At 54.5% G+C, this 12075-nt stretch carries 9 protein-coding genes; 4 read left to right on the top strand and 5 right to left on the bottom strand.

Annotation, left to right across the window (positions count from 1 at the left end):
- Positions 1–1647 (bottom strand): PAS domain S-box protein (locus VGJ94_19325; GenBank protein HEY3278772.1); only part of this gene is annotated, 1647 nt, incomplete at its 3' end.
- A 312-nt stretch (positions 1648–1959) separates the two neighbouring features.
- Here VGJ94_19325 and VGJ94_19320 point away from each other — a divergent pair.
- Positions 1960–4185, top strand: coding sequence for a PAS domain-containing protein (locus VGJ94_19320; protein ID HEY3278771.1), 2226 nt, complete (start codon positions 1960–1962; stop codon positions 4183–4185).
- A gap of 67 nt (positions 4186–4252) precedes the next feature.
- Here VGJ94_19320 and VGJ94_19315 read toward each other — a convergent pair whose 3' ends face one another.
- The 4 genes from VGJ94_19315 to hrpB all read right to left on the bottom strand — a co-directional run bounded on the left by VGJ94_19315 (position 4253) and on the right by hrpB (position 8876).
- On the bottom strand, positions 4253–4402 hold the full coding sequence (locus tag VGJ94_19315) for a hypothetical protein (GenBank protein ID HEY3278770.1): 150 nt from the start codon (positions 4400–4402) through the stop codon (positions 4253–4255).
- Between the two features lie 151 nt (positions 4403–4553).
- Positions 4554–5330 (bottom strand): ABC transporter permease, encoded by a 777-nt coding sequence (locus VGJ94_19310; GenBank protein ID HEY3278769.1) that lies wholly within the window; start codon positions 5328–5330, stop codon positions 4554–4556.
- Positions 5327–6187, bottom strand: a complete 861-nt coding sequence (gene modA / locus VGJ94_19305) for a molybdate ABC transporter substrate-binding protein (GenBank protein HEY3278768.1) — start codon at positions 6185–6187, stop codon at positions 5327–5329. The genes VGJ94_19310 and modA overlap by 4 nt, the downstream gene beginning before the upstream one ends.
- Positions 6188–6320: 133 nt before the next feature.
- Positions 6321–8876, bottom strand: coding sequence for an ATP-dependent helicase HrpB (hrpB, locus tag VGJ94_19300; protein HEY3278767.1), 2556 nt, complete (start codon positions 8874–8876; stop codon positions 6321–6323).
- 511 nt (positions 8877–9387) lie between these two features.
- Between hrpB and VGJ94_19295 the strand changes: the two genes are divergently transcribed.
- The 3 genes from VGJ94_19295 to VGJ94_19285 form a co-directional block, all read left to right on the top strand.
- Positions 9388–9801 (top strand): pentapeptide repeat-containing protein, encoded by a 414-nt coding sequence (locus VGJ94_19295; protein ID HEY3278766.1) that lies wholly within the window; start codon positions 9388–9390, stop codon positions 9799–9801.
- A 146-nt stretch (positions 9802–9947) separates the two neighbouring features.
- On the top strand, positions 9948–10520 hold the full coding sequence (locus VGJ94_19290; protein ID HEY3278765.1) for a hypothetical protein: 573 nt from the start codon (positions 9948–9950) through the stop codon (positions 10518–10520).
- A gap of 148 nt (positions 10521–10668) precedes the next feature.
- Positions 10669–12075: SLC13 family permease (locus VGJ94_19285; GenBank protein HEY3278764.1), on the top strand; the 1407-nt coding region annotated here is incomplete at its 3' end.

Here is a 12075-nt window from a genome sequence, read left to right as displayed (position 1 = left end):
ATAGGATATTACCGCCACCGATACTTCAACGAAGATCGTGGTCCCATCCTTTTTAATGCCCTTGAACTCATATCGCGAGGGGGCATACTCGCCCCGGAGTCTCTTGCGGCTATATTCCAGAACCCTTTCGCGGTCATCGGGGTGCACGTCCTTTCGGGTATTATCCCCAAGAATGTCCCCGGGATCGTCATACCCGAACATTTCGAGGAATTTTTGATTTACGTATAAATGACGGCCCCCTCGCGCGACCGCCACCCCATCGTTGGAATGTTCTATTGCGGTCCGGTAGCGCTCTTCCGATTCCTTCAGTCTCGCTTCCATCCGCTTCCGCTCCGTGATATCCTGATTCGTGCCCTCATAGTGGTGGACGGCGCCATGCTCATCCCTGACCGCGTGAGCATTGATGGAAACCCATATCTTCTCTCCATCCTTCCGGAATGCTTCGGTCTCAAATCCCTCCACCACCCCTTTTTCCGCCAAAATCCGTTGTATCCGTGTTCTATCGTCGGAGTTCGCGTAGACCTGGCGCCCGATGTCAGTGACATGGGTTATAAATTCCTCCGGAGAATCATACCCGAATGTTTTCGCAAAGGCAGGGTTCACGCTCAGACACCGTCCCTCGGGCGTGGTCTGGCTGATGCCTTCCGTGGCGTTTTCAAAAATAGCCCGGAATTTCGATTCACTCTCCCTGAGCGCTCTTTCAGTATCTTCATGTTCGTGAATCTCTTTTTCCAGCGCAACGGTGCGTTCCTTTACCAATTCCTCCAGGTGCTCCCGATAGCGCTGCAGCGCCTCCTCATCCTTCTTGCGGTCGGTGATGTCGAGGAGCGTCCCTATGACTGCCGGTTTTCCTTCGTAGAGGGTGAAAGAGCCGTAGACCTCAAGATATCTTATTTCCTGCTGTTTCGTGATAATTCTGAACTCGAAATGAAGAGAGTCCACCTCTCCTGAAAGCCTTTTCCGAAGATTCTCTTCCACCAGGGGCAGGTCTTCGGGGAATATTGTCTGACGGGTGCCCATGCTCTTCAATTCTTCAACCGTGTATCCGTGTATTTCGCTGAATCGTCGGTTGGCGTACTTGATCAGCCCGTCCTGCAGCACGTAGATGCCCGCCAGGGATTTCTCGGCCAAATCCCTGAACTTATCTTCCGCCTCTCGTAACGCCTTTTCCGTCTTCTTTTGTTCCGTGACATCGATCCCCATTCCGACGATCCCGCCAATTTTACCGGTGAGGTCGGAGAAGAACCTTTTCTGAAAGATCGCATCATGGCGGACACCGCTCGGGTCCTGAACAGACGTCTCATAGCGTAATATGCCCGGTCCGGAAAGGGTTTTGGCGTCTGCCGTCGAATAGTTCTCCGCCAGATCCGGAGGAGCCAGGTCGTAGGCAGTCTTGCCTATAATATCCGATTTTGAAATACCAAAAAGAGATTCAAAGGGTTTGTTGCAGCCGAGGTACCTTCCTTCCACGTCTTTATAAAAGATTGCGGCGGGAATCATGTCGATCACCGTCTGAAAAACGGAGAGCTGGTGCCGGCTCGTCTCTTCCGCAGACTTGCCCCCGGCTTCGGATTTTTCCAGTTCCGATATTCTCCGGCGGAGCGCATCGATTTCGCCCCAAAGTTGATCTTCCGTCCTATCACCCATCTGCTGCCTTATCTCAGTGGTAACGGTTTTCGACCGATAATAGCTTTCAAAATACTACGTTTTGTCGTGAGTTGCAAGTGCGAAGGCGGAGATATAGGACGCGCGCATCCCCCTCCATTGCGGTGTTTCTTTTCGAGAATGGACCCCGTACCCCTCTTGTTGTGTGCGCCTCGTGCCGTTCTTAAATTCTTTTAAGAACGCAATTGAGTTGATGAAACGATCTTTGATCGAAGACAGCAAATAGGTTGCCCCAATAGCTGATTGAAGCATTGGATAAGAACGAATCCATGAAATTAATTCACAGAGGTGATTATGAACCAACACGAATCGACGGCGATCGCCGGGAGCCCTGTTCCCCCGTCCGATTACCGTGCCTTATTCGAGACTACGCCCGACCCATGCCTCGTCCTGGACACGGGGCTGGATATTGTGGAGGTAAATGATGCGTATTTACGGGTGACCATGACGAAGCGGGCGGAAATCATCGGCAGACACATATTTGATGTCTTTCCCGATAACCCCGAAGAGGCTGATCCTACCGGGGTCCGCAATTTGAGCGCATCCCTTGAGCGCGTGCTTCGGGAGGGCAGGACAGACACGATGGCGCTTCAAAAATATGATATCAGAAAACCGGCGTCTGAAGGAGGCGGATTTGAAGAGCGCTACTGGAGCCCGGTCAATACGCCCGTTCTCGGACCCGAAAATGAAATTCGCTACATCCTTCACCGCGTTCAGGACGTGACGGAATTCGTCCACCTTAAGGAGAAGGGCGTAGAAGCCGAAAGACTCACCGAGGAATTGCGCGAGTGGTGCGTGCAGACGGAAGCGGAGCTCTATCTCAGGGCGCAGGAGATAGCCGATGCCAATCTCGAAATCAAGCGGAGCTATGAAGAGATGGCCATGAAAAATGCGCTCATCGAGAAGTGCAAGATCGCACTGGAGAGCATTACCGACGGCTTCGTCTCTTTTGACAAAGAGTGGCGGTACATCTATGTGAATGACACCGCCCTGAGACTTCTTCAAAAGCCGAGGGAGGAGTTGCTCGGACACACCCCGTGGGAAGTTTTCCCGGAATCGCCTCACCTCAAATTCTATACGGAATTTATCAGGTCCTGCGACCGGGATATGCCGGTTCACTTTGAAGAATTCTATCCCTCGCCACTTGACCGGTGGTTCGAATGCCATTGTTATCCTGAGCCGGAGGGTCTCTCCGTCTATTTCCGGGACGTAACCGAGAGGAAGGCGGCAGCGGAAGCGCTGCGCAGTGCCACGGAAAATCTTGAAACATGTGTTCAGGAGCGGACCATGGAACTTCAAAAGACGCGCGATAGACTGGAGTCGGAGCTGGCCGAGCGGGCACGGGTGGAGGAACAACTCCGCCAGGCGCAGAAAATGGAGGCCATAGGCACCTTCGCAGGGGGCATCGCTCATGATTTCAACAATATACTGGCCGGTATCCTCGGTTTTACCGAGATGGCGATGGATGATATTCCGTCGAATTGCACCCAGGTAGAGAAAAACCTTCAGCGCGTCCTTACCTCGGCGTTAAGGGCAAGAGACTTAATAAAACAAATTCTTGCATTCAGCAGGAAGGCCACGCACGAGAAAAGTCCCATGTCCGTCTCTCCCGTGATAAAAGAGACGGTGCGGCTCCTCAAGGCATTTATTCCTTCCAACATCAACCTTACCGTGACGATCACCGCCACCTCGGATACGGTACTCGCCTCACCCGTGGAGTTGCAGCAAATTCTCATGAATCTGAGTGCCAATGCGGTCCTCGCAATGGAGGGGGGCGGTAATACCCTTGGGATCAGTCTCGAGGATGTTGAATTGCAGCCGGATTCTCCACGTGTACCCAAAGGTTTAACCCCGGGAGAATACCTGGGGCTCGTGGTGAGAGACAATGGAACGGGTATCAGTCCGGAAGTGAGAGAAAAAATGTTCGAGCCCTTCTTCACCACGAGAGAGGAGGGCAAAGGCACGGGCATGGGTCTCTCCGTAGTATATGGGCTGGTGAAAGGTCTTGGCGGTGCGATCGTCGTGGAAAGTGAACCAGGAGTTGGTTCCACTTTCCACGTGATCCTCCCGAAGATCAAGTGGGCGCTCGCACCGGAAAACTTACAGGAAATGCAACTACCCGGAGGCAGTGAGAGAATCCTTTTTGTCGAAGATGAAGAGATGCTTGTGGAATGGGGCCGAATAACCCTCGAACGGCTCGGCTACAGGGTTACTGCCGCGGCTGACAGCGCCAGGGCTTTAGACCTCTTTTCCACCGATCCCTCTCGTTTCGATCTCGTTATTACGGATCAGAATATGCCGGGAATAACCGGGGCCCATCTTTCGGAAGAGATCCTTAAGATACGCCCGGACATCCCGATCATTCTCTCTACCGGCCACAGCGATGCCATTTCACCTGAAAAAGCCAAGGCAATCGGGATCAAGGAATTTCTCATGAAACCGCTCTCCAGATCTGAACTGGCAGCTGCGGTCCGTCGTGTGTTGGACGCAAAATCGCAAAAACGATGCGACAAGCCTTAAAGGGGCTTTAGGCCGATTGCCGCGCTCTATCCGACTCTTTCGGCCCCGACATGAGTTCCCCTTGAGATCACCACGTATACGTCATGCCCCTCACGGTCTGATCGGTGAGGACCAGATCGAAGCGCGTTGGGCCCAGGGTAAAGGTTCTTAAAGCCCCGGTGCTGCTTGTCACGGCGAATACGGTATAGCCGAGCCCTTTCAGTATTGCTTCACCCATACGACGACGCTCTCTTCATCGTCTACAAAGAGAATACGCCCCGTGCCGCCGGGGGCTAACGCGATATTGCGGGTAAGCCGACGCGCGGAAGTTACTTGGATCCACCTATGCACAAAGACCTTTTTCCCCTTTAAGTTAGCCTCTTTTAGCATTACCCATACGATTTTTTGCTCGCAAAGAGCCTCACCCCATATAGAACCCCCAAGCCGATGGTTACCAGGATCAGCACAAGGACAGCGGTGCCCTCGATATCCGCTGCGGCAAGCCGCATGAATATGGCAACCGGAAGGGTCTCCGTCTTCATCGCCATGGAGCCGGCCACGGTGATTGTTGCGCCGAACTCTCCTACGGCCTTTGCCCAGGTCAGAACGGAAGAAGCGATAATACCTCGTTTGCTCAGAGGCAGAACGACAGTGAGGAAAGCGTCGAGGGGCGTGGCTCCAAGGGTCTTTGCCACGTCTTCGTAAACCTGGGGGATCTCGTCCATGGCCGCCTTGATGAGCCGTATGGCTACTCCTACGGTGGTGACAAATTGCGCAAGCAAGATGCCGTAAACGGTGAACACAAACTGTATCCCCTTTTCCTGTATAAACTGGCCCGCCGGGGTATTGAAAGAAATCAGAATCATGGCTCCCAACGACACAGGGGAGACGATCATGGGGAGTTCGAGAAGGGTATCGACGATTTGTTTACCGAAAAAGTTGTACCTCGATAAGGCATAGGCGGAAGGGAGGGCAACGAGAACGGAAATGGCCGTGGCGATCGTCGCGGTGATGAGGCTCAAGCGAACGGAAAAGAGCACTCTTTCAGAAAAGAGCGTCTCGGCGAATAAGGAGCCCTTATAGAAGTAGAAGAGACAGAGGATAAGTCCTGCATAAATGCAAAATACACCTATGCTGACCGCGATAGTCAGCCGTTTAAAGCTCACTTGCCCATCCACCGGCCCGGAACTACATACTCTCCCCCGACCGGCTTCTTTTCTCCGATCCAGGCTATCGCTTCCCCGGGACTCATGAAGTAATGATATTTCTTGAACAAGGCCTTCCCTTCGTCAGACAGGAGGAAGTCGATGAATTTTTGGGCAAGCGCCTTGTTTGAGGTGTACTTGGAGATCGCGATTGGAATATATCCGATACGGACTATTTGCTGTTTTGTGAGGGCTATAGTTTCGATACGAGCAGGGTCCCAGTACTGAAATACTTCCCACCCTATGACCGCATCAGCTGCCTTCAAGGAGATGGCAGTTGCCGTTTTCTCGCAGCTTTCGGTATAGTTGACGAGGTTCTTTCTGAACGCGGCCTTTTCTTCCGGTGTGAAATTCTTTTCCACGATCTCGACCGCATAAAGTCCGACGCACACCCCGTCGGGATTGGCTATGGCAACACGAAGCCCCGGTTTTGTGAGATCACTCAACGACTTGATCCCTTTCGGGTTGCCCTTCTGCACGTTGATCGCGGGAACAAGGTACACGATGTACCGCTCCGTCTCCGGGAATACTACACCCTTTTTTTTCGCCACTTCCATATAATCCGATGAACCGGGGAAATAGATGTCCCCCCGCCTGGCGAGAATCATCTGAGAAAGAACAAACCCTGATCCCCCAAAGGTCACATTAACTTTGACCCCGGTTTTTTTCTCAAATGCCCTGGCGGCCTCTTCGGTTGGCGGCTTGCTTGCGGCACCAGCAAACACCAGAAGTTCTTCGCTGTACGAAGAGGGCGTTCCCGTGAAGAAAAAAAGCAGACTCATTGCAACTGCAACCAGGATGGGTTTTTTTGGCCTCATTGTGAATACCTCCGACGGTTCTTTGCTTCGTTATATATCTTAGCATATACCGCCTGGGTGAATGTAGCAAAAAACAATGCCGGGTGGATAGATAGAGGACCCACAAATACAACATTTTAAGGGTGATCTTCTCTTATCTGCTTTTGCGCGATACCCGATGAGTGGGCACGGCGTTCCAGGGATTGTCCGGCCAGGGATGTTTCGGGTAGCGCCCCTGCAATTCCTTCTTTACCTGGAGATAGCCGCTTTCCCAGAATCCTTTCAGGTCCCGGGTGATCTGGACCGGGCGCCCGGCGGGGGACAAGAGATGAAGAAGGACGGCTACCCGCCCGCCTGCGATGGTAGGGGTTTCGGCGAGGCCGAAGAGTTCCTGGAGTTTGACGGCCAGGACGGGCAATTCTCCGGCGGTATAGTCAAGGGCGATGGTGCGGCCGCTGGGGACGAGTATACTCGCGGGGGCGTCTTTATCGAGGCGGTATACCTGTTCCCGGGAAAGGAGGGCCTTCAGGGCCGGCAGGAGGCGGAGCCCGGCGAGTTGCTCTCCCGTGCGGACGGCTTTAAGCCATGGGGGAAGCCATGTCTCCGGAGACGCGAGGAGGGTCTCTTCGGAAAGATCGGGCCAGCTCTCCCCGGGGAAGGCCCTCCGCAGGAGTGCAACTCTGCCTTGGTATTGCCGGGTTTCTTTACCGAAAGTGAGGGAGGCGTCCCCGGAACGGATCGCCCGGCACAGGATCGGAATGACCTCTGCGTCAGGGGCGGAGAAAGGTTTTGCCGAGAGGGCCAGTGCCCCCAGCCGTTCGGTAAGAAACGAGAGGATTCGACCTTCCTGCCTGTCCCAGTCCACCTGTCGTACGGTCTCGATATGGGCGCCCATTTCCTCTCTGAGGGTTTCCTCGGTAACAGGCTCCGCCATATGGATCGTCCCCTCCGCCTTTTCACCGCTGTCCAGGTGGACGGCGACAAGGAAGGGATTTGCCTCTATCACGCCGCCGTGGGGAAGGCGCACACCCCGCCCCTGGGCCAGCAGATACCGGTCTCCCCCTTCTGTCCGTCTTTGGGCGATCCTGTCCGGATATGCATGGAGGAGAAGTGAGGAGATCAGGTCACCTTTATTTTTAGAGACCCCTCCTCCTGACGGTGTTGCAACCAGCTCCCGGAGCTGCGTGGCCACCCGCTCCACTGACTGCAAGGCCCGGGGGTCTGTTCCCGGGGGGGCCTCCTTTACCTTCCGCCGCCGCTGAAGCATCGAGAGGCGTTCGCTGACGTCCGCCCTCTCCTGGCGGTCCTGATAATTGTGGCGCAAAATATCCCGCTCCGAGAGAAGAGCCGCGAGATCGGCTCCCAAGCGAAGGTGTCCCGAATCGACAGCCCTGAGCAGCAGACGCCCAAGCCGCGGGTGGAGGGGAAGGCGTGCCATGGCCCGGCCAATCGCGGTCACCCTTCCGTTCCGGTTAAGGGCGTCGAGGTCAATGAGGAGACGTCGGGCTGCGTCCCAGGCTGCTGAGGGCGGCGGATCGAGCCAGGACAGGGCCGAGGGGTCCGTTACTCCCCAGTTTGCCAGTTCCAGGACCAGGGAGGAAAGATCGGAGATGAGGATCTCCGGTGGTGCAAAAGGGACCATGGAGTCGTATACGTGACGGCTGTACAGGCGATAGCAGGCGCCCGGCCCGAGGCGGCCTGCCCGGCCCTGGCGTTGTATTGCCGAGGCCCGGGAGATCGTGACCGTCGTGAGGCGGTTCATGCCCGTTGCCGGATCGTACTGGAGCCTCCGGACCTGACCGCTGTCGATCACGACCCTGACCCCAACTATCGTGAGACTCGTTTCGGCGATATTCGTCGCCAGGACGATCTTCCGGTGAGGTCCGGGCATAATCGCCCGTTCCTGCTCCGCGAATGGCAGGTCGCCATAAAGGGGATGAAGGGAGACGGGCTTTTCCCGCCCGGCGATGGTGTCCTGGAGGATTGCGGCAGCCCGGTGTATTTCTCCCGCCCCGGGCAGGAATATGAGGATGTCCCCCGTCGTATCTCTCAAGGCGCTGCGGACCGCGCCGGCCACGCGCTCCTTCCAGGCCTCGCCCCTGTCGCCCGGCCTGGCTTCGTCCGATAAGAAATGCTCCGCCACGGGAAAGGTTTCACCCTTGGCGGTAATCACCGGGGCGCCGCCCAGAAGGGCGGCTATGGGCGCGGCTTCGATGGTTGCCGACATGACCAGGAGCTTGAGGTCTTCCCGAAGGTTCCGCTGAATATCGAGGCTTAGCGCCAGTGCCATGTCTGCCTGGAGGCTCCGTTCGTGGAACTCGTCGAAGATGACCATGGCGACCCCCGCGAGGCCGGGATCGTCGATGAGGCGACGGGTAAGGATGCCTTCGGTAACCACTTCCAGGCGGGTCTCGTTCGAAACGCGGCGGTCGAAACGGATCGCGTAGCCGATGGTCTTGCCGACCCGTTCCCCGAGGAGCCGGGCCATCCAGCGGGCTGCCGCAACCGCCGCGATCCGCCGCGGCTCGAGCATGATGATCCGCCCTTGGTCCGGGTGCATCGCCTTCAGGAGGGCCAGGGGAACACGGGTCGTCTTGCCGGAGCCGGGCGGAGCCTGAAGCACGACCGAAGGCTTTCCGAAGATGGCCTTTAACAGCTCGGGAAGAATATGGTCAATGGGGTATGGGTCCACGGGATTCTGGTATGGCAAACTTTCAGGTGTCCTGTTAGGGGAAGTGTATGTATCTGAGCACTACTATAACGGCAGCCTTCTCCCGAGTCAAGGAGATTGGCCGGTAGACGGCCCGCACCCACAAATTGTAACGGCCATACTGCCGGCGCACGTGAAGAATCCCGGCTGAGACCGGAAGCAGCATGTTTTGATGCCCTTTACGCATAAAAAGCTTGACTCCTTCTCCTCAAGGCTGTATACAGTATTTAGTTATACAATTGAATATCTGTATGGGTTCAGAGATGTTTCATATCTCTGGAGGCAAAGATACGGGATGGTCGGGCCGCCACCTGAAGCATAGTCTTCAGGCGGCGGTTTTTTTGTGTGTGTATGAAATAGAGAATATCTGCAACTGAATATCTGAACGGGTTCAGAGATGTTTCATGTCTCTGGAGGTAAGGATAAAGGATGGTCGGGCCGCCACCTGAAGCATAGTCTTCGGGTGGCGGCTTTTTTTGTGAGTAGTTCAAATAAATGGAAAGGAGGATTTATGGGTAGAGGAGGAAATGTTTTGACCATTACTATGGCGGTTATCTGTTTATTTGTTACTGTAACGGTTCTTGACGCATTCGACGAAAAGCAATTTCAGGCCCTGAAGAAGACGAACAATTGCAAGAAGTGTGATCTTTCAGGCGCAAAACTGAATAACCTGGATATGAGCTATGCCGATATCTCCTCGGCAAATCTATCCGGAGCGGATTTGTCGAACTCAACCTTCTACAGCGCGAATTTGTCAGGCACTAACCTCACGGGAGCGAATCTGACGGGAGCGAACCTCTATGACGCCAACCTCACGGGCGCGAACGTGTCAAAAGCCAACCTCGCGAAGGCAAACCTCTATAACGCCACGTGGATAAACGGCAAGCAATGTAAGACGGGCTCGGTGGGAGAGTGCAAACAGTGAATGCCGGTCGGCGATCTATGACAAAGGGCCTGCCCGTGTCAAGACAAGTCTCCATGGGATCGGTCTCAAGTGGCAAAGGAGAAGGATTAATTTTTCAAGCTCTGGGGTTTAGATATCTCACACGCTAAATAAACTGGAGGAACTAAATGAAAAAGTATCTGATGGTCTCAGGATGGGCGCTGTTGTGTGTGATTGCGATGTTTTCCTATGCATCAGCCATCGATATCACGGCGGACATGATCACAAAAGAAGGAAAAGTCACAAGAAACGGCAAGCTTTATGTGAAAGACACCAGGTGTCGCGCGGAAAAAGGCAGTACGCCCATTTATACGATCGTAAGGGGGGATAAGGGCGTCCTGTGGCAGGTAAACGGGTCCGAAAACACTTACATTGAAGCAAAGTTGACGCCGGCCATGAAACCATGGATAGAGGAAAAAATAGTCGGCGAGACACACAGAAAACTATCCGGTACCGAAACCGTAGATGGACATCCTGCCAAGAAATATGAGGTCATCGTAAAGCAGGGGAACAAGAATGACACCTATTATCAGTGGTTTGCAACGGACATAGGTTTTCCGATCAAAATCGTGAATGCAAATGGAAAATGGAGTGTTGAGTATAAAAATATAAAGAAAGGGGCTCCGGATAAGGCTTTCACCTTACCCGCCGGCGCGGCTCTCGATACAATAGCGGTTCCCGATGTATTAGGAGGTCACTGAACACTTATGGGGAAAAAGCTCAAAAGCGATCCAATTTTCCGCTATGGATCGCCTTTGAGCCTGAGCTTAATAGCCCCTATTTGTCATAGATGTGTACACGGCTGATATCTTTCAGGAAGTCTCTCAGGAAACGGAAAGGGGGGTTTAAATGTGGCAATTTCTTTCACCAGAGGCGGCAAAATGGGTCACCCTCGTCATCTTCATTCTTGTCTTCGCCTTTATTCTCCACCGTAAGATCCCGATCCAGTATCTTTCCCTGAGCGCTGCAGCGATTCTCATAGGTTTAGGAATTATAAGCCCCGGCACCGCATTTCTCGATAACGACAACGGGGTCTCGTGGGATGTGCTGGCAATCTATTTCGGCTTCGGCATGCTTGCTCTGGTACTCGAGCAAAGCCGGTTGCCGGGGGCCATCGCCAGCTGGGTCCTTCCCAGGTTGCGCAAGGAAAAATATGCCCTCCTCTTTCTCTGCGTCCTCGCCGCATTCCTCTCGAGCTTCATGGCCAATCCCGTGGTGGTGCTCATGCTTGCCCCCCTCGCCATCGAGATGGCAGACAGGCTCAAGGCCTCACTCTTTCTCTACCTTATCGCCCTGGCTGCGGCCTCGAACATTGTCACCACGGTAACGATGATGGCCGATCCTCCCGCCCTGATCCTTGCCATGCAGACCAATATGTCCTTCATGGAATTCTACTGGTTCCAGGGCAGGCCCGGGCTGGGAACGCTCTCCACCCTTGGGGTTTTAGCCGCTATGCTCGTTCTCGTCTTCCAGTTCAGGAGGCTTGATAAGACGGTCGACCTTCAGGCCCCCGCAGTGGTGGTGGGGAAAAGATCCGTCATTCTTATGGTTATCGGTCTCATCGGCTGCGCCCTGGCTGTGGGTCTCAAGGCAACCGGCTATACCGTGCCTTCCGTTATCGTGCTCACTCTCTTCGCTCTTTTTGTCGCTCTGGCGGATACAATTTATCCGGAGACCGAGGACCCCGGCGAGGGCAGGATGCGCCTTACTCTGGGATCAAGCGCCGTTTTCCTCCTGAGCTGCTTTGCCCTCGCCCTCGTGCCCAATGAAGTAGCAGCTTTCCTGAGGTGGCAGGGCTGGGTGGGCTTCATCCTCGGCCTTCTCTCCCTGGTAATGCTGAGGAAGCGCTGGTTTTACGGGGTAAAGGAATTCGACTGGCAGTCCATCACCTTTCTCATAGGCATATTCATCGTCATCGGTTCCGTAAATCAGGTGGGGCTCCTCAAGGAGCTTACCGACTGGATGACGCGGGTGGGCCTCACCAACCCCATAGTGGTATTTGTCATCATCACCTGGATGTCGGTCCTCCTGTCGGCATTTATCGACAACGTGCCCTATACGATCCTCATGATCCCTGTATGCGGCTACCTCGCAAAGACACTGAACGTCAATCCATTCTATCTCTATTTCGGGATGCTCATAGGCACCGGCATCGGAGGGAACCTGACCCCCGTGGGCGCCACCGCCAACGTCCTTGCCTGCGGCATGCTGGAGAAACGGGGCTACAAAATCGACCTCTGGAAATATATGAAGATA

This window comes from Syntrophorhabdaceae bacterium (genome assembly GCA_036504895.1).
In the GTDB taxonomy this organism is placed as follows: domain Bacteria; phylum Desulfobacterota; class Syntrophorhabdia; order Syntrophorhabdales; family Syntrophorhabdaceae; genus PNOM01.
The sequence above is the reverse complement of the archived record's forward strand: the minus strand, read 5'-3'. Positions and strand labels throughout refer to the sequence as shown.